Source organism: Paenibacillus profundus, from assembly GCF_021369635.1.
Taxonomy (GTDB): domain Bacteria; phylum Bacillota; class Bacilli; order Paenibacillales; family Paenibacillaceae; genus Paenibacillus_B; species Paenibacillus_B profundus.
This window is the reverse complement of sequence record NZ_JAJNBZ010000040.1, coordinates 15,551-38,300: the sequence shown is the minus strand read 5'-3', so window position 1 is coordinate 38,300 and position 22,750 is coordinate 15,551. Positions and strand designations below refer to the sequence as shown.

General features: G+C 46.1%; 20 protein-coding genes, 1 pseudogene and 1 riboswitch. Of the genes and pseudogenes, 19 read left to right on the top strand and 2 right to left on the bottom strand.

The annotated features are described in order from the left end of the window. Positions 1-616: 616 nt before the first annotated feature. The 12 genes from LQV63_RS27525 (at position 617) to LQV63_RS27475 (ending at position 15,477) form a co-directional block, all read left to right on the top strand. Positions 617-1,567, top strand: coding sequence for an ABC transporter permease (locus LQV63_RS27525; RefSeq protein ID WP_233699097.1), 951 nt, complete (start codon positions 617-619; stop codon positions 1,565-1,567). Between the two features lie 94 nt (positions 1,568-1,661). Then, positions 1,662-3,392 (top strand): extracellular solute-binding protein, encoded by a 1,731-nt coding sequence (locus LQV63_RS27520; protein WP_233699096.1) that lies wholly within the window; start codon positions 1,662-1,664, stop codon positions 3,390-3,392. 94 nt (positions 3,393-3,486) lie between these two features. Continuing rightward, on the top strand, positions 3,487-4,395 hold the full coding sequence (locus LQV63_RS27515) for a carbohydrate ABC transporter permease (protein ID WP_233699095.1): 909 nt from the start codon (positions 3,487-3,489) through the stop codon (positions 4,393-4,395). Between the two features lie 22 nt (positions 4,396-4,417). Beyond that, positions 4,418-5,314, top strand: coding sequence for a CehA/McbA family metallohydrolase domain-containing protein (locus tag LQV63_RS27510; protein ID WP_233699094.1), 897 nt, complete (start codon positions 4,418-4,420; stop codon positions 5,312-5,314). Between the two features lie 41 nt (positions 5,315-5,355). After that, positions 5,356-6,363 (top strand): LacI family DNA-binding transcriptional regulator, encoded by a 1,008-nt coding sequence (locus tag LQV63_RS27505; RefSeq protein ID WP_233699093.1) that lies wholly within the window; start codon positions 5,356-5,358, stop codon positions 6,361-6,363. An 81-nt stretch (positions 6,364-6,444) separates the two neighbouring features. Then, positions 6,445-7,377 carry a carbohydrate kinase family protein gene (locus tag LQV63_RS27500; protein WP_233699092.1) on the top strand — a complete coding sequence of 311 codons (933 nt, stop codon included), beginning with the start codon at positions 6,445-6,447 and terminating at the stop codon, positions 7,375-7,377. A gap of 23 nt (positions 7,378-7,400) precedes the next feature. Continuing rightward, positions 7,401-8,771 (top strand): family 4 glycosyl hydrolase, encoded by a 1,371-nt coding sequence (locus LQV63_RS27495; protein ID WP_233699091.1) that lies wholly within the window; start codon positions 7,401-7,403, stop codon positions 8,769-8,771. Next, on the top strand, positions 8,768-11,620 hold the full coding sequence (locus LQV63_RS27490; RefSeq protein WP_233699090.1) for an alpha-mannosidase: 2,853 nt from the start codon (positions 8,768-8,770) through the stop codon (positions 11,618-11,620). Before LQV63_RS27495 ends, LQV63_RS27490 begins: the two co-directional genes overlap by 4 nt. A 341-nt stretch (positions 11,621-11,961) precedes the next feature. Beyond that, positions 11,962-12,867, top strand: coding sequence for a metallophosphoesterase family protein (locus tag LQV63_RS27485; protein WP_233699089.1), 906 nt, complete (start codon positions 11,962-11,964; stop codon positions 12,865-12,867). Beyond that, positions 12,864-14,294 (top strand): leucyl aminopeptidase family protein, encoded by a 1,431-nt coding sequence (locus tag LQV63_RS27480; RefSeq protein WP_233699088.1) that lies wholly within the window; start codon positions 12,864-12,866, stop codon positions 14,292-14,294. Before LQV63_RS27485 ends, LQV63_RS27480 begins: the two co-directional genes overlap by 4 nt. A 153-nt stretch (positions 14,295-14,447) precedes the next feature. Then, entirely contained in the window at positions 14,448-14,636 is a 189-nt protein-coding gene (locus LQV63_RS32200) for an HAD hydrolase-like protein (protein WP_407672974.1), read from the top strand. A 121-nt stretch (positions 14,637-14,757) separates the two neighbouring features. Next, entirely contained in the window at positions 14,758-15,477 is a 720-nt protein-coding gene (locus LQV63_RS27475; RefSeq protein WP_233699087.1) for a glycerophosphodiester phosphodiesterase, read from the top strand. On the opposite strand, the pseudogene LQV63_RS27470 reads toward LQV63_RS27475, so the two are convergent. Both LQV63_RS27470 and LQV63_RS32195 read right to left on the bottom strand, forming a co-directional pair. Further along, a pseudogene (locus LQV63_RS27470) lies at positions 15,443-15,778 on the bottom strand (SLC13 family permease); the annotation flags it as partial. The gene LQV63_RS27475 and the pseudogene LQV63_RS27470 sit on opposite strands and share 35 nt — an antisense overlap. Before the next feature lie 246 nt (positions 15,779-16,024). Next, entirely contained in the window at positions 16,025-16,144 is a 120-nt protein-coding gene (locus LQV63_RS32195; protein ID WP_407672972.1) for a hypothetical protein, read from the bottom strand. Positions 16,145-16,227: 83 nt separating this feature from the next. On the opposite strand from LQV63_RS32195, the gene LQV63_RS27465 reads away from it, so the two are divergent. The 7 genes from LQV63_RS27465 (at position 16,228) to LQV63_RS27435 (ending at position 22,703) form a co-directional block, all read left to right on the top strand. Continuing rightward, entirely contained in the window at positions 16,228-17,193 is a 966-nt protein-coding gene (locus tag LQV63_RS27465; RefSeq protein WP_233699086.1) for a type 2 periplasmic-binding domain-containing protein, read from the top strand. A gap of 400 nt (positions 17,194-17,593) precedes the next feature. Further along, positions 17,594-18,781: a GntR family transcriptional regulator gene (locus tag LQV63_RS27460; protein WP_325175926.1), complete on the top strand. Its 1,188-nt coding sequence runs from the start codon at positions 17,594-17,596 to the stop codon at positions 18,779-18,781. 39 nt (positions 18,782-18,820) lie between these two features. After that, positions 18,821-18,881, top strand: a riboswitch (Fluoride riboswitch). Between the two features lie 60 nt (positions 18,882-18,941). Then, positions 18,942-20,261: a voltage-gated chloride channel family protein gene (locus LQV63_RS27455; RefSeq protein ID WP_233699085.1), complete on the top strand. Its 1,320-nt coding sequence runs from the start codon at positions 18,942-18,944 to the stop codon at positions 20,259-20,261. 99 nt (positions 20,262-20,360) lie between these two features. Continuing rightward, entirely contained in the window at positions 20,361-20,954 is a 594-nt protein-coding gene (locus tag LQV63_RS27450) for a hypothetical protein (RefSeq protein ID WP_233699084.1), read from the top strand. After that, positions 20,929-21,450 carry an alpha/beta hydrolase gene (locus LQV63_RS27445; protein ID WP_233699083.1) on the top strand — a complete coding sequence of 174 codons (522 nt, stop codon included), beginning with the start codon at positions 20,929-20,931 and terminating at the stop codon, positions 21,448-21,450. Before LQV63_RS27450 ends, LQV63_RS27445 begins: the two co-directional genes overlap by 26 nt. Positions 21,451-21,894: 444 nt before the next feature. Beyond that, the gene (locus LQV63_RS27440) at positions 21,895-22,077 is read left to right on the top strand and encodes a DUF4083 family protein (protein ID WP_233699082.1); all 183 of its coding nucleotides are present in this window, start codon (positions 21,895-21,897) and stop codon (positions 22,075-22,077) included. 89 nt (positions 22,078-22,166) lie between these two features. Further along, positions 22,167-22,703 (top strand): histidine phosphatase family protein, encoded by a 537-nt coding sequence (locus LQV63_RS27435; RefSeq protein WP_233699081.1) that lies wholly within the window; start codon positions 22,167-22,169, stop codon positions 22,701-22,703. The last annotated feature ends 47 nt before the right edge of the window (positions 22,704-22,750 follow it).

Below are 22,750 nucleotides of genomic sequence, written 5' to 3'. Positions count from 1 at the left end.
GGACGGCCTCCATTAGAAGAGCACTTTTGCTTCGGGCCACTTTAATTGGCTGTGTAGATGCTTTGTTTACAAGTTACCGAAGAATGACGAGCTCGATTTCCTTCTTTCTCAGAAATATGGCGGATTGTCCATATTTAACCAACCATTAGGACGATGTGAGCGCCAACATTTCTGTTGACTCTGGAAAGGTTTTTAGATAGAATAACGCTAAAAGGAAAGCGCTTACTCGTATGAGATGCTGCAATTTCATGATTAAATGGAAGCCGAGCCTATTTTGGGTTAATTATCCTAGACCGAAGGCATTTTTCTCATTCTTGAGTGTATTTTCTAGCTCTTTATGGTAACGTTATCATACGTTTTTTTGTTCAAATGAGAAGAAAAAGGAATTATCCCGGTATTATAATCATCAGCTAAAAAACATTCAATCTGATCGCTCACTTCCTTGGATATAGGATAATCTATAGCAGGACAGTATTATAAACTTATTTTATTTGTTGCTTCACTTTGTTAATCTGATATTTTTTTTTATTCTAATATGGTAACGATTTCTTATAGAAGGAGGTGAGTAAAAAGTCAATCCGACAGCCTCACAGACTCTAGGGAAAGGACTGATGGAATGCACGCGAATATTCAAACTGCCGGAATTCGGTTGGGAAAACGGCGGAAGCTATGGAAAAGGATTGTACTACATAAATATTTGTACTTTATGCTTTTGCCATGTATCGTGTACTTTATTATTTTTAACTATATTCCTATGGGTGGCTTGGTACTAGCATTTAAAGAATACAAGTTTAATATGGGGATATTAGGAAGTCCGTGGATTGGCTTTGACTATTTCAAGGCATTTTTCAATGATTATCAATTTTGGATGTTGATCAAAAATACGCTCATTATCAGCTCGCTGAAGCTGTTTGTTGGATTGCCTTTTCCGATTATTTTGGCTCTCATGTTCAACGAAGTGAGACATAAACGATTTAAAGGGATTGCCCAAAGCATTTCTTATTTGCCTCACTTTATTTCCTGGGTGGTCGTAGTCGGCATGCTGCAAAGAATATTGGCGCCGGATACCGGACTGCTCAATCAAGCAATCAGCGCTTTTGGCGGAGACGGCTCAACTTTTTACCTTATGGAAGGCAACTATTTTTACTCTATAATGTTCTGGAGCTACATATGGAAAGGGATCGGCTGGGAATCGATTATTTATTTGGCAGCCATATCCGGCATCAATCCTGAGCTGTATGAAGCCGGTAAAATTGACGGAACGAACAAATGGAACGAAATTTGGAGCATTACGCTTCCATCTATATTGCCAACGATCGTCATTTTATTCATTCTATCGCTTGGCAACATATTATCTGCCGGATTTGATCAGATATATCTGTTAAGGACACCTGGGAATATGCATCTGGCGGAAATATTGGATACGTACATTATTCGTGTCGGTTTGCAAAACGGCCAGTTCGGCTATGCGACCGTAGTCGGTATGATTCAAGGGATGATTGGCCTTATCCTTGTCATTGTTGCCAATAAAATATCCCGCAAGGTTTCCGACACATCATTGTGGTAACGATTCCATGTTTTTGACGGACGAATTGTTATTCAGCATGAACGGCTTCGAAAGACGTCTTTCATAAACCAATTAAAAGAAAAGGGGTGTGGGTATGAAAGGGAGATGGGGAAAGTGGATGACATTAATGCTTGCCATCGTCATGTTGTTAAGCGCTTGCAGCGGGGGAGGGGCTGATAGCCAGTCAGCGGAAGGCAGTGATTCAACGAGTACGGATAAGGGGGAGAAGCCGGCGACCTGGATCGCGGATCGCACCATTAAGGGGCGTTTGTTCATGAATGGAGTCATGAATGATATTTCGGGCAATCAGATTGACAACGAAGTAGCCAAAAAAATTAAAGAACTGACCGGAATTACGCTTGAGTGGGAGAATACCCCGGCTAACAGCTCCCTGGAAGGATTGACGGCCGGACTGGCTACAGGTGATTTGCCGGATGTTATCGTCAGTTATTTGAATCATAGCGGACGGCCGGAAATGCCGGTTCTGCTCAAAGCGGCCCGTGAAGGAATGTTTACGGATTTAACGCCTTATTTAAAGGATATGAAAATATACAGCAAATATTTGGAAGACGGTTTTCTGCCTGTCGATACGAAAAACGGTGTCATGTTTCGTCCGGAATTCAATGGCTCAACCTATTTCGTTCATATGCGAATAAACCGCGAGGGCGGTCAGGAAACCCGGAAATGGGTAGGGGGGCCGCATATCCGCAAAGATATTGCGGAAGCGCTTCAAATCGATCCGAAGTCCATTACAACCTCCGAACAATTGTATGAGTTGGCGAAGAAGATTAAGGCCGGCAACTTCAAAGATTCGAATGGCAATGAAGTGTATCCGATTGGGCCTCGTTATTGGGGCGGCAATGAAAACAGCTACATCTACTCCGATCTGTGGTGGGGAGACGAAGGATTCTTTACGGACGGCGATGGCGCCATCAAGCACGAGAGTCAGACGGAGTATGCAATGAAGCGGATCGAGTTCGTTCAGAAATTGCTCAATGGAGGCTTGCTCCATCCAGAATACTATACGATGGACGAGACGCGCGCTACAGAAGGGGCTCTGAACGGCTCATTCGCCATTATTCCCGACATGCACAACTACTTGGAGTTCAATAAAGATATGCATTACTTGCCGCTCGGTCCTTTGAACAGCGTGGAAGGCCCGTATCAGATGAGTCTGACTTACAAATCGGGGTACAACATGTGGGCGATCCCGGCTACGACGGAACGCCCGGAGGAAATTGTGAAGTTCGCCGATTTCCTGGCAAGCCGCGAAGGCAAGCTGTTATGGCAGTACGGGATAGAAGGCCGCGATTACAATTTGGATGAGAAAGGCAACCCGATCGTGAAGCAGGAAGTTATCGATCTGAAAAAGCAGGATCCGAAAGCAGCGCAGCAGCTTGCTTTCCAAGGCGCAGGCGATACGTGGGGCGAGTACCTCGGCAATACGGATTTGGATCCGGTAGCTGACTTCGGCGAAGTGGAATATGGAGACGCCGCATTTCCTGCCGAAAATGAAGGTCCTAACAAAATCGCCGACTATTTCGGTTGGGACGAGAAATATAAAAATGCGAAAGTCGAAGACGGCTATGGACCGCTGTCCTTCCTTGGCGAATATGAAAAAGGTACGCAATTGAAAACGGCATTGGATAATTATAATGAGAGCTTAATCCGGGCGTATTATTCGAAGTCGATGACTGAAGCGGCCAAGATTATGGAGTCCGTTAGCAAGCAGCTTGAGGCGGCGGATGTGCAAGGCTACATCCATCTGTTGGAGCAAAAGGGCAAAGATCCGAGCACGCCAATCTTGTTAAGACCTGCGCAGTAGACAGAAAGGAGCAGAATCCGTAGAGGCGTTCCCTCGGCGGACGAGGGCCTCTACGGGTATTCCTGCTGCATTTCAAAAGGAAAGGGGAACGACTGTGAACGATTTCTATAAAATTTCTACAGGCGAGAAAATATACCGCATCGTCATCTATACTGTCATCATATTGTTATGCCTGTCGATTATCCTTCCGTTTCTCAATATATTAGCGCTGTCGTTCAATGCGGGGAAAGATGCGGAAAGAGGCGGCATTTTTTTCTGGCCTCGGGTATGGACCTTGGAGAATTATCAAGAAGTGTTCCATTCATCCAATATTTTAGGGGCTTACGCCATTACGCTTTTCCGTACGATTGTGGGCACGTTCTTCAGCGTGTTCCTGACAGCGATGGCCGCTTATACATTGAAGAGCAAAACACTTCCGGGAGTCAAATTTTTTACGTTAATGATCTTCTTTACGATGCTCTTCAGCGGTGGCGTAATTCCGTACTATATGCTGTTGAAGCAGCTTCATTTGGTGAATACGATCTGGGTCTATGTCATTCCCGGGCTGTATAGCGCTTGGAACATCATCATTATGAGAACGTTTTTCTCGCAAATCAGCGTCAGTCTGGAAGAGTCGGCGAAGCTTGACGGCTGCAACGATTTTACGACCTTCCTCCGAATTATTATGCCGCTTAGCAAACCGGTTATTGCGGTTATCAGTCTGTTCAACGCGGTAGGGCATTGGAATGATTGGTTCACCGGAGCATTCTATGTGCAAAAAACGAATCTGAGGCCGGTATCGACGCTTCTGCAAGAGATGTTGACGAGACAAGACGCGATTCGTGCCGCATTGATGCAGAACGCGGGCACGACGTCGTATGAGATTTTGGAGAAGATGCAGGTTACAGGCAATTCGTTGAAGATGGCAACTATTATCGTTGTCGTAACTCCGATTATTTGCGTATATCCGTTTATTCAGAAGTTTTTTGCTGAAGGTGTTATGATCGGATCGGTCAAAGAATAAGGGAGAAGGCGAGGTTTTCACTGTGATAACGATAAAAAATCCATACGATAAGCAGGGAGTATGGCTGAAAGGCAGCTTTCACAATCATACGACCAACAGCAAGTGCGGCACGCAGCCGCTTGAAGTGGTCTATCAAATGTATGGACAATATGATTATTTGGGCATCTCGGATCACGATGTCATTACAGCTCATAAGGGAGAGCGGCGTATTCCGACGGTATTCGAAGGGATGGAAGTGAGTAGTCCCGAAGCGCATATGCTGCTTGTCCAGCCGCCGCATTCGATTATGGAGGGCTACCATCATACGTTCACGATTGATAACTATCAGCATTTATCCGATGCATGCATTTCCAATGACGGAATTAGTATTTTGGCGCATCCGAATCGTTATTTTTCCCAATATTGGCGTTTGGAAGATATGTTGAGCTTAACGGGCTATACGGGCATAGAAATTGTTAACGGCGACGGCAACCCGGAGTATGACGTGGCATTCGACAAGTGGGATCAACTGCTGACTGCGGGCCGTACCGTATGGGGATTCGGCAACGATGATTTTCATGTGTATGGTCAAGAGAAGCGCGCCTGGAATATGGTTCTTACGGAGCGAAATACGAACGAGAGCATTTTGGAAGCCGTCAGGGCGGGAAGCTTCTATGTATCTACCGGATTTGATTTCGCTGGCATCCATGCTGCCGAAGGGCTGATTACCGTTGATCTGCCCGCTAATGAGAGATTGAATCAGATGTATAAGTATGTTACGCTGATTGGAAAAGAAGGCCAAGTGTTACATGAAGAAACAGGCCGTCTGAACCGCGTACAGTATCAATGCAGCGGAGACGAAGGCTATGTCCGAATAGCGGCATATCTCGAAGGGGGCTATGGAGCGTTTTCCCAACCTTTATTCGTAGATTATTACTAGCAGGATGAATACATTGTATTGTGTAAAGGAATCGATGGACTATGGCAGTGCGAATTAAAGACGTAGCCCGGAAAGCGGGCGTGTCGGTTACGACCGTATCGAGAGTATTGAACAATGAGAAATATGTAACGGATGAATTGAAGAAAAAAGTGCTGGCAGCCATTGAAGAGCTCGATTACAGTCCGAATCATATTGCCAGAAGTCTGGTGCGCAAGAAAACGAACTTAATCGGGGTTATTGTGCCTGATCTCGCCTCCAGCTTCTATTCGACCATTTTAAGCAGCGTGGAAGAAGCGGCGAGCGAGAATGGATACAATCTGCTTGTCTGCAATATCATTGAAGACACAGATAAGGAATTGAAATATTTGAATGTGTTCCAGGAGATGCGCGTAGAAGGCATCATTATTATGCACGAGAAGATCAATAATGAAATTAAGCATTTTTTAGACAGATCCAATATACCTGTTATTTTTTCAAGCGTGAAACCGGTGAATCGCAAGTTCCATTCCGTTATTATCGACGATTACAAGGCGGCTTATGAAGCGACGGAATATTTAGTTTCTCTGGGACATAGCCGGATTGGGTTCATCGGCGGAGACATGAGAGACATTACTTCCGGTCAGAATCGATATGCTGCGTACCGCAATGCATTGGCCGCCTATGAGATTCCTATTTTGTATGAATATATTAAATTCGGCGACTACAAGCTTCAGAGCGGATACGCCATAATGGAGGAGTTGCTGCAATGCGATCCGATGCCGACGGCGGTTTTTGCCGTCAGCGACGATATGGCGCTGGGAGCGATGAATTGCATTAGCGACCATCAGTTGCAAGTGCCTGAGCATATCTCGATCATCGGCTTCGACGGAAGCCCGTTCACGGAAATTATTCGCCCGCGGCTTACCTCGATGCAGCAGCCGATCCAGCAGATGGGAAAAGAGTCGGTAAAGGCATTGCTGAGTCTCATATCGGAACCGTCCGCTCTGAATCAAGACATCATTTTACAGCATGAGCTTGTCGTACGGGATAGTACCAGAAAGATAAAGTGATTTTTTTTATTTCAATATGGTAACGATACCATATTGAATATGACAACATTCCTTTGAGAGGCAGAGATGAGGGGAAGGCTATTGAAAAAATATGATGCAGTAGTCATTGGTGATGCGAATATCGATCTTGTTGTGGTGGGCTGTCCAGAGATGCCGGCGCCTGGGGAAGAAGTATTTGCCGATCAGATGCAGGTGCATGTAGGTGGAGGAGCGGCGCTGTTCACATTGTCACTGGCAAAGTTAGGATTGAAGCTTGCTTTCAATGGCGTATTGGGAAAAGACGATGACGGGCAGTATATTTTGAACGAGTTCCAAAAGCATGGCGTAGATACACAATATATAAAAATAAGCGAACGGAATAACACGGGAATATCGATCGCGCTTAATTCGGACAAAGACCGCTCATTCATCACGTATATGGGCACCAACAAAGAAATCGATCTGCAGCAACTTGATCTGAAAAGCGTCGAGCTTGCAAGACATGTTCATTTAACAGGATATCGCGGCCGCAGAAATCATGACGATTATATGGGGATGATTGCCAGGCTGAAATCGATGGGTGTGACATTGTCATGCGATGTCGGCTGGGATGATACGGGCGAGTGGTATGAAGGAATATATGAATTGATGAGGACGGTTGACATATTTTTCATGAACGAAGCGGAAGCGCTGCACTATACTCGTTGCTCTTGTGAAGCGGACAGTATCGCGCGGTTAAGGAAGCACTCCTCTCATTTTGTCATCAAATTGAGCTCCAGGGGGGCACTCGCGTGCATTGACGGCAAGACGACCCACAGTGAGGGCTTTAAGGTGGACGCCATTGATACGACGGGCGCAGGTGACGCCTTTAATGCCGGATATATGTTCGGATACTTATCGGGCAGACCTGTAGAGGAATGCTTATTGTACGGAAATGCATGCGGCGCTTGTTCCGTCATGAATTACGGAGGGAGTACGGGCATTCCGGACATCTACGCGCTGCAGCAATTCATAACTTCGATAACAACGGTGTAATCCATTTGGCGGGAGGACTTACGATGAAATTAGCACTAATTGGCGGAGGCGGCGTTCGGGCCGTATTGTTTACGAAAAGTCTAACATTAAAGGCGGAGCAGACCGGAATCACGCAACTGGTGCTGCATGACACCGACGAGGAACAGTTGGCGATAATCGGGAAGCTATGCCGAATTGTCATCGAACAAAGCGGCATCGATCTTCGGCTCGATACGACTGTGGATGCTCGGGCAGCGTTGGAAGGAGCGGATTATATTGTTACGACGATTCGCGTCGGGAAGGAGCAATCGCGGTATATCGATGAGAAGATTGCGCTCGACCGGGGATTGCTTGGGCAAGAGACGACCGGACCGGCCGGCTTCTCCATGGCGTTGCGAACGATTCCGGTATTGCGGATGTATTGCGAATTAGCGAAGGAGGTTGCGCCGAACGCCTGGATTTTCAACTTCTCGAATCCTTCCGGTCTTGTCACGCAAGCGTTGAGAAGCTACGGATACGACCGTGTCATCGGAATATGTGATACGCCCAGTCATACGAAGCTGCGCATTGCGGAAGCCGTTGGCCTGGATGAACAGAAGCTGCAAACCGAAGTTTTCGGCCTGAACCATCTTTCCTGGATCAGCAAACTGATGTATGAGGGAAAAGATCTGCTGCCGGAACTGAAAAACGATCCGGCCTTCGTGAAGTCAGTTGCGGAATTGAAAATGTTCGATCCTGATTTGCTGCGGGAACTACCGTATTTGCCGAATGAGTACTTGTATTATTACTACCATCGCGAGAAATCGCTGGATAATATTCAACAGGCGGCAATGACGCGCGGACAAATGATAGCGCTGAATAATAAGGCCATGCTTGATGAGTTGAAAAAAATGGATATCGACAGCGACCCGCAACTGGCGATTCAAACTTATCTCTATTACACGCAAAAGCGTGAAGCGTCCTATATGTCTGCGGAAACGAATTCGGAGGTCAAGGAAATGCTTCCGATCGAACAGCTGATGCTTCCCGAAACGCTCGGATATGCGGGAGTGATGCTGGATTTCGTGGAATCATTGCAGACCGGCCGCCAACACAATATTGTTCTGTCCGTCCCGAACGAGGGAAGCATCAATGGCTTTGAGGATGACGATGTCGTTGAAATTTCTTGTTATATCGCGAAGGATGGAGCCCATCCGGTGAAGATCGGCAGCATTCCGGACGATATGCATGCGTTGATGAAATCGGTGAAGCTGTTCGAAAGGCTGACGGTAGAAGCGGTTGCGAAGAAGTCGAGAAGTCTGGCCGTGAAAGCGCTATCGGTTCATCCGCTTGTCAATTCGTATTCTCTGGCGAAAGATCTTGTTGCCGATTATTTGGAAGCTTATCGCGATACGTTAGGAGAATGGAACGGATGAATACGAACGAATTGTATGGCAAGCTGACGGCTTTGACGATGAGAACCCCGCCGGGCTACTGGGGAAAACGAATCCTATCCCAATTGGAGTATATGAATCGAGTATCCTATGTACAAGACCGAAAGTGGGATGGGGCCATTCTCCCGGTTGTCGAATGGCTGCTTGCTCGCGTGGATAACGAGGGCGCCATTACAGAGAGGACAGCGCTCCAGGCGGAGAGCATGCTGGCCGAATGCGGGCCGGCCGCCAAGAGCTATACGCTTCATTGCGCTGCACATGCTCATCTGGATATGAACTTTCTATGGGGCTGGGCGGAGACGGTATCCGCCACGTTGAATACGTTCCGCACGATGCTCGATCTGCTGGAGGAGTATTCGGACTATTTGTTCTCCCATTCGCAAGCGGCCGCTTATCACATCGTGGAGCAATACGATCCCGAGATGCTTGAGGAGATCAAGGCGCGGGTCCAGGAGGGACGGTGGGAAGTCACGGCTTCAACCTGGGTCGAAGCGGATAAAAACATGCCTAGCGGCGAGAGCATGGCAAGGCAATTGTTGTATGCCAAAACCTATCTTTCGCAGCTGTTCGGCCTCGATCCAGACAGCCTGCAAATCGATTTCGAGCCCGATACGTTCGGACATAGCATCAACGTTCCGGAAGCGTTGAATCATTCCGGCGTGAAGTATTACTACTATTGCCGGGGCCATAACGACAACGGCCATCATTTGTTCAGATGGGAGTCCCCGTCAGGGCGATCTGTCGTCGCATACAAGGAGCCGCATTGGTACGATTCCAGAATCGAGCCGGAAATGGCGCTTACGGTGCCTGAATTTTGCTCGCGAACGAACATGACCACGATGCTGAAAGTGTATGGGGTCGGGGATCATGGCGGCGGACCGACGCGTCGCGATATCGAACGAATACGGGATATGCAGACATGGCCGATTTTCCCGAACATTCAGTTTGGAACCTATCAGCAATTTTTTGCTTTAACGGAGCGAATAGCGGACAGCTTGCCGGTAATTCGCGAGGAGTTGAATTTTATATTTACCGGCTGCTACAGCTCGGAATCGAGAATCAAGCTTGCGAACCGGATGTCGGAAAATATGCTCGGCGAAGCGGAACTGTTCGGCAGCATTGCTTCTTTATTCACGTCGGCCCGCTATTTTGGAGAAGAATTGGGCGATGCCTGGAAGAAAACCTGCTTTAATCAATTTCATGATATTTTGCCGGGCTCCTGCGTATTGGAGACAAGAGAACATGCTATGGCTTCGTTCCAGGAGATTATGGCGACGGCCGGCAGCAAGAAAAGCTACGCTATCCGCAAACTTGCTGAGCACATCGATACGTCGGCTTATATCGTTGCCGATGAAGATGTGCGCGAGAGTATGTCCGAAGGGGCCGGCCCAGGCGTTGGCGTGCATTTGTTCCGGATGGGTGCAAGCGAACGCGGCCGGGGGAAGACGCGCATATTCCATCTGTTCAACTCTTCCGTCCGTGCGCGCGAAGAACTTGCGGAGATTGTGATCTGGGATTGGAACGGGCATGTTGACAGCATTCAGTTCCACGACAGTGAAGGACAGAGCGTTCCTTTTCAGTATGTAGACAGAGGATTCATAGAGCATTGGGGCCACTACTTTTTACGAGTGCTGCTGAAGGTGAACGTGCCTGCCATTGGATACAGCACGTACGTCATGACCGAGAAGGACGGCGATATGACACGGTTATCCGCCAATGATTTCTATTTAGCCGAACAAAATTTGCCGCCAATCGAGAAATATGAGTTCGTACTAGAGAACGCTCATCTTACCGCACGGTTTGATACGCAGCGATTTACGATCACTTCCCTGATCGACAAGCATACCAATCGTGAATACATAGACCCGGCAAATACCGCGGGCGTGTTCCGATTCATTGAGGAAGATACGTTTAACGGCGGAGGCAATGCTTGGCTTGTCGGAAGATATCGCCATGTGGAACCATTGATTCAGTGGAATCTTGAAAGCTGTGAAATCGGTGAAGGCTTTCTGCGCCAGTCTATCACGATCCGCACGACCTTTAGAAGCTCGAAACTGAAGGTCATCGTTTCTTTGGATCGCGATAGCTGCGCCTTAAATTATAAGGTAGAGTGTGATTGGCATGAGATTGGAAAGAAGGATCAGAATACGCCGCAGTTAAACTTCTATATGCCTGTAAAGGTTGATTGCAAGTTTTTTAAATATGATGTTCCTTTTGGAACAATCGATAGAGAAGGTATGGAGTTTGATGTGCCGGGCAACAGTTTTGTAGCTGCGATCCCGACTCAAAGAGACGTAAAAAGATCGGTTATGCTGCTGACGGATTCGAAATATGGCTTTAGAAGCGACGGCCAGGCGATGGCTATTACGTTGCTGCGCAGTTCGCATAGTCCTGATCCGTATCCTGAAGTCGGCATGCACAACTTCCAGTTTGCCGTATGCTTGACCGACTATACCAGCACGCAACAGATGTTGCAGGAATCGTATCATTACCAGCATCCGCTTGAAGCCGTTTCCGTGCGGCCGAGCAGAGGGATTTTGCCGCTTGTCAACAGCTTTGTAACGCTGGAGCGTGGACAGGTATCGCTTGCGGCGATCAAAGTGGCTGAGAGGTCTGCGCCCAATCGCTGGATTGTGCGGCTTTATGAAACGGAAGGGGAACAAACAACCGTTTCGTTGAAGTTTAGCGAAAAGGTGAAGAATGCCTATTTTGTATCGATTGTTGAGCAGAAAACAGACGGGGTGGGGATTTCGATCAATGGATCAAATATTACGTTCGATGTAGACGCATCTAGCCTTGCGAGCATATGCGTAGAGTTCGACTGCAACTAGAGATGTAAGTGAGAGAAATATATGACAAATTGAGTCGTACTGTTGGTTCATCCATAAAGCTATTTGATTTACTGCCTGTTCTGGCGATGGAATTATGGCATGGGTAGCGTATCTTTTTTACTGTTGACGATTACGGTACACAGGGTGCATGTTTCTTACAAAAGCGCGATATGTCGATTTCAATGGGCTCACGTTTGCCTTTCTCGTAAGTTTCTGCATAGCGGGATATATATTGGTGGAAAAAATATTTGTTGGACTTCCTGCCCCCTGTAGCGCTGACTGAAGTAGCGATCTTGGCTATGGTTCAAGCTTCGTTACCAAAATGAGAGGGGATTAGAATTATGTCTAAGACTTTAACTTTTCGTGAAGACGGAACATTCAAAATATTGCAGTTTACCGACGTTCATATGGGCGATGGAGTCGATGGCAGGGACAAAGATGCACACACCGTCGCATTAATGGAACGGTTAATTGAACAGGAGCGACCCGATCTGATTGTATATACGGGAGATCTGTGCTGGAGCCACGGTGTGAAGGATCCTGAGCAAGGCTTTCGCCTTGCCATTTCCCCTGCTGTCAAATCCGGTCTTCCTTGGGCCGCTGTCTTCGGCAATCATGATACAGAAGAAGGAGTCACGCGCGAGCAATTAATGGACGTGATGTTAGAGAGCGATACTTGCTTGGCTGAACCGGGACCAGAGCATCTTAGTGGTGTCGGCAATTACATGCTTCCCATCCAAAGCGCGGGAGGCGGGGAAGTAAAGGCTCTGCTTTATTTTCTGGACTCCGGATGCGAAGCGCCGAAGCATATCGGCGGTTATGAATGGATTCATGGAGACCAGGTGGAATGGTATGCTGGCGTCTCGAAAGAGATGACGGCCCAACACCGGTCTCCGCTTCCTGCCCTGACCTTCTTCCATATCCCATTGCCGGAATATGATGCGGTTTGGCATACAGGGAGCGTTATTAGCGGCAAAAAATTCGAAAGAGTATGCGCTCCGAAAATGAATTCCGGGCTATACGCCAGAATGGTAGAGATGGGGGACGTTATGGCCACTTTTGTCGGACATGATCATGATAACGATTACATCGGGGAACTTCATGGCATATCCCTTTGCTACGGCCGCACAACGGGTTATAACTGCTATGGTAAATTGCAGCGTGGTGCGCGGGTGATCCAGTTAATTGAAGGAAAACGCGAATTTCATACATGGCTGCGGCTTGAAAATGGGACGGTGTTGAAATGATGTTCCAAATCAGCAAGGGAGAAGCGGCGCAAGTTGTTATTTATCCTGTTTTTCACGAAGCGGCAGAAGCTCCCTTTCAATCGATTCAATTGCTGGGCCATATGGGAGATCGAGGCGCTGTAACATGGTTCTATGGAAGACAGAGCGAGCAGCATCTGTTGTTTGTAGGTCTTGGGAGCCGAGAGAAATTCGAGCTTGAGCATTTAAGAGAAGCAGCCGGTAATGCGGTGAGAGCCGTGGAGCAGCACAAGCTGCCAATAGTCGCGGTTTCCTTGGAAGATTGCGAAGGTATAGCCAATATGGAGCAAGCTGTAACCGCCTGGGTAGAAGGCTGGCTGCTGGGAGCTTATGTTTTCGATAAGTTTAAAGCGGAGAAAACGGTTCGCCATGTGCAAACGGTCTGCTTGGATCTCAATCAGCAATATTCGTGGAAGGATGCAATATCGCAAGGGGAGGTTCGTGCCGCAGGCATTAAATTTGCGCGCAATCTGGGTAATGAGCCGGCGAATCATTTGCGCCCACGGACACTTGCTGACCGTGTCATAGAACGGTTTGCAGGAAGCGACGTTCAAGTGAAATGTTATGAAGGCGAACAATTGGCAGCGCAGCAAATGTGCGGGTTAGTCGGTGTCGGTCAAGGCAGCGCCAATCCTCCTGTAATGATTGAAATTCGCTACTGCACCGATCCTTCCAAGGAACTGATCGCCCTTGTCGGGAAAGGGATCACGTTTGATACGGGCGGTATCAGCCTGAAGAGAGATAACGATATTAGCGATAGGAGAATAGATATGGGCGGCGCAGCCGCCGTAATCGGTGCGGTAGACATCATTCGCAACAGCGGTGTAAAGGTGAACTTGGTCGCCATCATTGCCGCCGCCGAGAATATTCCGGATGGAAATGCGCTGCTGCCGGGAGATGTCTTGCAGTTTCCTAACGGCGTATCGGTTCAAGTCGGAAATACGGATTCCGAAGGACGGTTGGTGCTTGCGGACGCTTTGATCCATGCCCATAAATTAGGGGCAAAGGAAGTTATCGATATGGCAACATTAACGTATTCCTGTGCCAGTGCGCTTGGATCAAAGTTTGCGGGGATATTGGGACATGAACATACTGTTTCGACCATAAGGAACTTAAGCAAAGTAACAGGAGAAAAAGTATGGGAGCTTCCGCTCGCGGACGAATATGAAGGCTATCTAAAAAGCGACTATGCGGATATTTGTAATATCAGCCGTGTAGGTGAGGCTGGAGCGATTACAGCGGCATTGTTTTTGCGGAAGTTTGTGCATCCGTCTATGAAATGGGCGCACATAGATATGTCGGCATTGAAAGAAGTGTCGGCGACCAACGGGTATGCAGCGGCCGGCGCTACTGGTTATGGCGCGCGTACGCTGGCGGAGTTTGTAGTGGAGCGCTCCAAATCAGCTTAAGCGTGAGCGGCGACGGATTCTTGTTAGCGCGCCTGTGCATATCTGGAAGCGGCGCTCGGAGTTGTGCTTGATCATAAGGAGATTGAGAGCGTCATGATGTTATTCATCGCGACATGATTGCGAAAACGGGGCTATTGCCGACGTAGTCAGAAGATGGAGGAAGGTAGACGGCTCGGGCTCGAAATTGGCCTAGCTACAAGCGCTCACTATGATTGGGCCGTCGGATTTAAAAAGTACGGGCTAATTAATTATTTCGATTGTATTCGTACAAAAGAAAATATAACCCATCTTAAACCGGACCCGCAAATTTACAGGGAAGCTTTAGCCAGACTGTATATTTAACCGCATAAAGCGCAAAGGTGACTCAGATAAATTGGACAGAATATACTGTTTCACAGGCGTTAAGCTTAAGACAGTGAGTTCTCTATAGATAAGCAGAAAAATAAGAGGTGAAAGAGTAATCATGGCACAAAAATATCCTTTGGTTAGCGCACATACGGGAGGAGGAGCCGCTCCTGACAATACGATGGAGTCTTTCCTTGAAGGCATGCAATCGAGTGCCGATCTTGTCGAAATTGATTTGAGAGTGACAGCGGACGGCACCGTAGTTCTCCTGCACGACCATTCTCCATTGCTGCTTCAGCATACCTATAAACAATTAAATCAATATGAAAATCGCATTCAATTAAGCCCTATCTATGAAAATAGACATATTGTGAAGTTCGCGCAAATTCTCGAAGTTGTAAAACAGTATGACATTCAACTCAATTTAGATATCAAAAATGAAGAAACAGTCGAACCTGCGATGCAATGTGTCGTAGAGTACGGCTTAGAGAAGAAAGTCTTCGTTACTGGCTGCAGTCACGGCATTGCAAGCAAATATAATCGGATCCGAATCGTGTTCAATACGCCGGATGAGCTGAGTGAACGAGATATCGCCAATTACGGAGCGTTTGCCCAAAGAATGTGCGATGAAGCCGTTCGTAGCTCCGCCTACGGCTTAAATATGGATTATCGGACATGCCGCAAGGAGCTAGTAGACTTAGCGCATACACATCATTTAGCCGTATGGGTATATACGGTTAATTCAACAAACGATATATTAAGGTTTATCGAAATGGGTGTCGATGCAATTACGACCAGAGAGCCTATAAAGTTAGTACAATTAAAATCATTGTTATAAAAGCGATGACGCGAACATATCGGGTACTATCGTAAGAGGGAGGAAGGCCGGTACCGATAACCAAGCAGACCAATCCGATCGCGGTGAACGAGAAAAAGGATAGTTCCTCGAATCCCGCCTTGCTTAGCGTTTCGTTGATGACTAGATTGGGAGGAGTACCGATCATGGTAAGCGTGCCGCCCAAGCTGCTGGCAAAAACCAACGGCATAAGCAAACGCCTCGGACTGATATTAGCACATGTGGCCAGACTGACCACAATTGGCAGCATAACAGCTACCGTCCCCGTGTTACTGACGAAGGCGCTACGTTATGATATCATCCTCTCTAGCGCACGAGGCGTGATGGAAGACCTTTGCATATGAATCAAATTTTCAGTAATGCTCCAACTGCATTTGTACATTTGTTTGGTCCCATTGCTCGTGATTCCTAGTGCTGGACTGCATAAGCGGTTCGACCCCCTAATTATGGAGAACTAGGCAGATAATCAATTGCGATCGTAGAATAGCTTATTTTTTCAGAGAATAGCTTCAATTTAAGAAGCTCACACTTAGACCGCCACTGCGAATTTACCAGCATCAACAGTGCCATCCTCAACACCCTTTAGAAAGGCGATTGGCGATCGCTTTTTTAAGCTTCTATGCATCCTGCGGTTATTATAAAATTCCATATAATCATCTATAGCTTGTCAGAAGCACATTAAAGGCTTTTCATGAAAAAGACGCTAACGGTGATGGGACAGCAGGAAATGAAATGAGTTGGGTGGCACCGACAGGCACTCTGAATTGGGCGCTTGAGAGACAATTATTCGGAAGCTTTGGAATGGGCAATGGTGGATTGAAGGCGAACAGCAACTGGATTTATAAAGACAAAGACGGACAGTTGAAAACGATATTTAACGATCCAAAGTATAAAGAAGTCTGGAAATATTTAATCGAGTTGTACAATGACAAGTCGCTGCCTCAGCAAAATTTCTCCGGCTACGAATATGCGCAATGGGTGGCTGACGGTGCCAAAGATTTGGTCGGTGCCTTCTCGTGGGTTGGCGCAGATTATCTTGGCAGCGATGTGAAGAAGAACTTTATTGGAATCAATGTGCTTGAAGGTCCGAATGGAGACAAGGTCGTGAACTGGATGGATCCGCCGACTCGAGGCATTTCCTCTTTCATTATTACCAATAAAAATAAACATCCGGAGCAAACGTTGAAATGGGTGGATTATTTTTACGGCGAAGAAGGCTCGAAATTCGGAACGTTAGGGATTGAAGGCGAAACTTACAATATGGTAGATGGCAAGCCTGTATATATTGATGAGATTGCAAACTATAAAGGCGGCTTGCAATTGGGAGCGTTCCAGTATGTAGATAACGTATATGGAGGAGATTACCTGTATGTGGAGCCTTTGGATGAATTGAGAACGGCAATCAAGGGAACGACAGTGGCCCAAGACATTCTCGCCGATACGGCAGAGCTTGAAAAGTATGCTCCAGAAGAAAGATGGCCTGATTTTATGCCGACACCGGAAGAAAGCAAACAAACTAGCGCAATCATGACGGATATTAACAAATATATTGCTGAAATGCGTGTTAAATTTATAACGGGCAAATTAGATTTGGATGCTGAGTGGGATAATTATGTAGCGACGCTCAATAAAATGGGGGCTGAAAAATATGTGGAGATTAAACGTGCCCAGTATGAGCGATATAACAATGTGAAGTAAAAAACAAAGTATTTCTATAATGAATAGCCTAGTAACGGGTTGCATTCCGTTATTGGGCTTTTATGTTGTCGGGCTTCCGTACAAATGGCCCTTAGCTCCACTCTCCCATACCGTCAGGAAAGATAACGACGGGGGAAGACACATTCGGTTCCGTTTCGTATAGAGGTCATTCCATGAAGCGGCTAATTATAATGGCAGTAATCTAGAGTGAGCATGCTCCCTTCTGATGGAAGGGGAGAATGAAGCAAAGGGACGGGGGATGCGCCCTTGTTAGTCTGAGCGTGTCGCTGGACGAGCGGAACAGCAAGCGTTATGATAGGTCACCGTAAGACTGCTCAAAGCTTGAATCTCTGGTAAACGTAATTAGAAATCGATATACTGTATGTGCAGACATCGTGGAATGGTGAATGTTTTTCTGTGGGGATGTTTATCGTGTTTAGGATGTGGAAACCGAATGTCAAAGGCAAATGAACCATTATATCTTGTTATTTTGAATGATCTAAAAGAGAGAATATTACAAAACGAGTATAAGGCGGATCAAAGACTTCCGACTGAAGTCGAATTAGCGAAGCAGTTCTCAGTCAGTCGCATTACTTCAAAAAGGGCATTGGCCGAGTTGGAGCGTGAAGGCTACATTTATCGAATCAGAGGAAGCGGAAGTTATGTGAAGGCGCTATCTCGTTATGCTGACCACTCAGGGCCAAGGCTGGATGGAATGAATAAAGTGGTGTCGATGATATTGCCTTTCGATAATGCCAGCGGGTTGATCGGTTATATTCGAGGAGCTTCGGATTATTTGAATGCAAAGGGATATTACTTAAGCATTCATCAGACGGATGCGAATTCAGAGAATGAAAATGAATTTCTCAAGACGCTCCCGAAAAACGGCATTCCGGGCATCATCTATTATCCCGTATCGGATAGTACAAATTGGGAAATTATAAATACATTGTATTTCAATTCGTATCCGATTGTCACCATTGACAAATATTTCGAGAGTGTCCCAGTCACTAGTGTGACTTCTGATAATTTCAATGGCGGCTATCAAGCGGCCAGCCAATTAATTGCGCAGGGACACCGGAGAATAGGGTTCGTTTCTAGCATTAGCATTGAATCCACTTCTTCGGTAAGAAATCGCTATTTTGGATACTGTCAGGCTTTAAAAGAAAATGGACTATACATTAATGATGAAATGGTCGTTCTGAATGCCATTGTTCATACCCGAAAGCTGGGGAAACAGGAGTTTTTGTCCCGTTTAATGCAAAAATGTAGAGAACTTCAGGTGACAGCGATCCAATGTGAAAATGATACGATTGCGACCGATTTATATAAATATTTGTCGGAAGCGGGAATGTCGATTCCCGGAGACATGTCTTTGATTGGTTTTGACAATAATGAAATCGTTCACCATCTGGATATTCCGTTAACAACGTTTGAACAGAATTTTTTTGAAATCGGCAGAAAAAGCGCAGAATTAGTTGTCGAGGGAATCGAGACTGGCAGAATTGCGTCGCAAAACATACAAATCCCCGTTAAGCTTGTGGAGAGGCTGTCAGTCGGTCCTGCAAGGGATTTCACTCATGGATAAGCTATTGCATTCTCCATTAAATATCGAATATAATGATAACAAATCATAGGCGATGGAGTTCGCCTTTAACTGCCTTTGAGCTAATGACTCCTACCGGTAAGCAACTTTTACTGGTAGGAGTCTGTTTTTTTGGCTCAATTGAACCTGGAGGAACAAATCGATGGAAAAACTGAAGCTGCAAGCGAGAAGGTTGGCAAAAAAACAGCTCCATGCCGCGATTCTATTTTATGTTCTTAAATGGATATTGCTTGGTGGTGTGGTGGGGATTATTACCGGATCAGCCTCCGCATTTTTCCTCACCAGCTTAGAGTGGGCTACTGACATGCGCTTGCAGTATTCGTGGCTGTTGTTCTTACTGCCCATTGGAGGAGCGGCCGTAAGTTATTTATATAAACGTTACGGCAACAACGCCTCAAAAGGGAACAATTTAATCCTGGAACAAATCAATACGGAAGCACAAGAGCATGTGCCTTTTCGAATGGCTCCATTAGTATTGTTTGGCACAATTATTACCCATTTGTTTGGCGGATCTGCAGGTCGGGAAGGAACAGCGGTGCAAATGGGAGGAAGTCTGTCGGAATGGATTGGAAAATGTTTCAAATTGGATGCATTGGACCGAAAAATCATACTTATATGTGGAATAAGCAGCGGGTTTGGCTCGGTCTTTGGCACACCGTTGGCAGGCACTTTTTTTGCCATTGAAGTGCTGGCAATTGGCATGTTCAGGCACAGTGCTATTTTCCCAAGCTTTGTTGCCAGCTTGGTGGGGGACAGAGTAACTGCTGCGTGGGGGGTTCACCATAGCCATTATACCATTGGGGCCATTCCAGAGATGACACTTCCCTTGATTCTAAAAGTGTGTATTGCAGCCATTTTGTTTGGTTTGACAAGCATTTTGTTCAGTGAGCTGACCCATCGTTTGAAAAAGGGCTTCTCCTTCCTTTTCAAAAATCCGATGTTAAAAAGCTTTGTTGGCGGTGTGATTGTCATCGGCTTGGTCTATCTGGTCGGAACTCGTGATTATATTGGACTGGGGCTTCCATTATTGTCGCAGGCTTTCGATGGTGAAGTCGCTCCAGGCTCTTTTTTCCTTAAGACTGTATTTACATCGGTAACCCTTGGAGCCGGGTTTCAGGGAGGAGAAGTGACCCCGCTCTTTGTCATTGGGGCTACTCTAGGCAACGCTTTGGCCGCTTTGCTGCAGGTGTCGGCACCATTTATGGCTGCTCTAGGCATGGTCGCTGTCTTCAGTGGCGCAACCAATACTCCGCTAGCTTGTTTTGTGATGGGGATTGAATTGTTTGGTTCCGAAGCGAGCGTATATCTCTTTATGGTGTGCGTGGTCAGCTATTTATTCTCTGGGCATACCGGCATCTATACATCTCAAATGATAGGTGTAAGCAAGAGCCGGCTCTTTCCATATCCGAAGGCTTCAACCCTGGATTCCGTTCACAGCAAACAAAACAAAGAGGAAAACTGACCAGCGCTCCTTATCAACTGTAAGGCACATGAAACGTACTGCTGCGAAATGGTTAATGTAGTCGTGAATGATAAGGAATGCGCAGGGGGGAGGGATACAATGATTAATTGTAAACGTAATTATATCGTTTATATGTTATTCGTTTTATTTTCTATACTTATTACCGCATGTAGCGGTACGAGCACCCAATCCTCCGAAAGTCAGACATCCCTTGATGAATTTATGGGCTCCAGCACAAAAAAAGAATCAAAAACGAAAGTCGTAAACACGATTCATGGCGATATTGAAATACCGGCGAATCCACAACGGGTTATCGTAGACGGATATTTACCTACGCTGCTTCTATTGGGGGTAAAGCCTGTTGGCGCAACCGATTCCGATCTTAAAAACGTGCATATACAGAATCTCATCTCCGGAATTGATAGTATTGGGGACGGCATTTATCGTGGCGGACAAGCGATCTACAGACATCTTCAGTTAATTCCCCCAGCTCTTATTCAGAAGGAGATGATGGATCAGGGGGAAACATATAAGCAAGTTTCTTTTGAAGTGCTGGCTGATTATGCCGGCGATTATATCTTTTTGGATGAATCGAACGGCGGTGCGTTGAACAAAAAAGATCCAATATGGAGTTCTATCACTGCGGTTAAAAGATGCATTTGCTTCCTTGAATTGGGTCTCAGATCATGCTGATGAGCTTAACGTGAATCCGTCACAGATAGCCGTCGGGGGAGACAGCGCCGGAGGAAATCTCTCTGCTGTAATGGCAATTAAGGCCAAGGAGCAAGGAAGTCCGCCGCTCACCTATCAACTGCTTATTTACCCCGCTGTCTCTACAGACATTCGATTCGATTTCCCCTCCATGACAGAGAATGCGAACGGTTATTTGTTGACAGTGGATTCTATACGATGGTTCTACAGCCAATACTTACGCAATGAAGAAGATGCTATGAACCCTTATTCGTCACCTTTGCTATATAAAAATGTAACCAGCCTGCCACCGGCCATGGTCATCACAGCAGAGTTCGATCCACTGCGATACGAGGGCAAGGCTTATGCCGAACGATTACAGCAAGCAGGTGTGCCGGTTCATTACACATGCTATAAAGGAATGTTTCATCAATTTTTTAATCTCGGACATGAAGTAGATGCAGCAAAAGCGGCAATCATGGAAGCACCAACTAGCTAAGAATCCCACGGCTTTAGCCGTGTGGAGTGTCAATAAATAAATGAAGGTATAGGTCAAAACCTCCGAATTCACGTAATGTGAGATTGGAGGTTTATTTGAGTCCAACGCGTTTTCAAGTTGACCTACATCTGCTCTCCATTGTCAAGACACGACATGAACTGTTTCTTTGCGCATAGCCCCTAATAATCGAAAAATGTTAATGGCTGGAAAAGAAGCGAACGCTCATGTTACGATGGTAGGCAAAGGAAGTGAACGTTACACTGGAACGAATATTGGCAATCAGCGACATTCACGGGGAACTGGAAAAGTTAGAGCGGCTATTCGAGACGGTTCACTACGATCCGAACAGGCTAGTCTGGATTCGAAGGGAATGTAGAATGAGTGGACCTAAACCATTTTGATAAAGGAAGGAAATGTTATGAATAAGGAAAGAGGGGTGCAACAATGACTTTTCATTGGGGGATTGCAATCTACCAGATCGTATTTCTCGGATTAATTGCCTTGTTTTTCATTGGGTTATATCGGTTTGTAAATCGAATGGTACAGCATACGCGCAATACGAAAGCTACCTTGCAGCGTTTAGAGGAAAAAGTGGACCGTTTATTGAATCATAACGAGAGGTTGTAATTGCTTTAAAAACCAAATTTATCGCTGCCAAACAATATGGTGAGGAATTTTTGAACTAGTATAACAATAGAGGACGTGCGTGATTCGTTATGAAGATTGGATTGGTCAGACACTATAAAGTGACGTATGCACCCGAAAATAAATGGATGAACGCAACCCAATTTAACTATTGGGTTGATGAATATAATAAGTCGTCTATTCAGCCCAATGATCAGTTTGATCGCAGTACAAAGTGGGACGTATGTTTTTCAAGTGATTTATCAAGAGCAGTCCAAACAGCAGAACGATTATATAAAGGCCATATTGTCAAAACCAATCTGCTGAGAGAGATAGACGTCAGATCTGCAATTCAGTTGCGATTTAAATTACATTTTAAGCTATGGTTAGTTATCGGACGAGTAGCATGGTATTTCTCACATCAGTCGCAGGAAGAAAGCAGGAGCGAATCCATGACAAGGGTAAGGCAAATCGTTGATCGAATCGAGACAAGCGAAGAAACAAATATATTAGTAGTAAGCCACGGAGCACTTATGAGATTTATAAGTAAAGAGTTGATCCGAAGAGGCTATATGGGGAAAGAATTATTAAAACCAGAAAACGGAGTATTGTATATGTTTGAAAAATAAAAATATGTAGGGGGCCGTATCTGGCTGTTCATTGGATTTTATACAGT

Excerpts from the sequence above, each read along its gene's own strand:
- LQV63_RS27525 (WP_233699097.1), top strand. The coding sequence starts at position 617 with ATGCACGCGAATATTCAAACTGCCGGAATTCGGTTGGGAAAACGGCGG.
- LQV63_RS27520 (WP_233699096.1), top strand. The coding sequence starts at position 1,662 with ATGAAAGGGAGATGGGGAAAGTGGATGACATTAATGCTTGCCATCGTC.
- LQV63_RS27505 (WP_233699093.1), top strand. The coding sequence starts at position 5,356 with ATGGCAGTGCGAATTAAAGACGTAGCCCGGAAAGCGGGCGTGTCGGTT.
- LQV63_RS27495 (WP_233699091.1), top strand. The coding sequence starts at position 7,401 with ATGAAATTAGCACTAATTGGCGGAGGCGGCGTTCGGGCCGTATTGTTT.
- LQV63_RS27490 (WP_233699090.1), top strand. The coding sequence starts at position 8,768 with ATGAATACGAACGAATTGTATGGCAAGCTGACGGCTTTGACGATGAGA.
- LQV63_RS27485 (WP_233699089.1), top strand. The coding sequence starts at position 11,962 with ATGTCTAAGACTTTAACTTTTCGTGAAGACGGAACATTCAAAATATTG.
- LQV63_RS27480 (WP_233699088.1), top strand. The coding sequence starts at position 12,864 with ATGATGTTCCAAATCAGCAAGGGAGAAGCGGCGCAAGTTGTTATTTAT.
- LQV63_RS32200 (WP_407672974.1), top strand. The coding sequence starts at position 14,448 with ATGGAGGAAGGTAGACGGCTCGGGCTCGAAATTGGCCTAGCTACAAGC.
- LQV63_RS27475 (WP_233699087.1), top strand. The coding sequence starts at position 14,758 with ATGGCACAAAAATATCCTTTGGTTAGCGCACATACGGGAGGAGGAGCC.
- LQV63_RS32195 (WP_407672972.1), bottom strand. The coding sequence starts at position 16,144 with ATGGAATTTTATAATAACCGCAGGATGCATAGAAGCTTAAAAAAGCGA.
- LQV63_RS27465 (WP_233699086.1), top strand. The coding sequence starts at position 16,228 with ATGAGTTGGGTGGCACCGACAGGCACTCTGAATTGGGCGCTTGAGAGA.
- LQV63_RS27460 (WP_325175926.1), top strand. The coding sequence starts at position 17,594 with ATGGTGAATGTTTTTCTGTGGGGATGTTTATCGTGTTTAGGATGTGGA.
- LQV63_RS27455 (WP_233699085.1), top strand. The coding sequence starts at position 18,942 with ATGGAAAAACTGAAGCTGCAAGCGAGAAGGTTGGCAAAAAAACAGCTC.
- LQV63_RS27450 (WP_233699084.1), top strand. The coding sequence starts at position 20,361 with ATGATTAATTGTAAACGTAATTATATCGTTTATATGTTATTCGTTTTA.
- LQV63_RS27440 (WP_233699082.1), top strand. The coding sequence starts at position 21,895 with ATGACTTTTCATTGGGGGATTGCAATCTACCAGATCGTATTTCTCGGA.
- LQV63_RS27435 (WP_233699081.1), top strand. The coding sequence starts at position 22,167 with ATGAAGATTGGATTGGTCAGACACTATAAAGTGACGTATGCACCCGAA.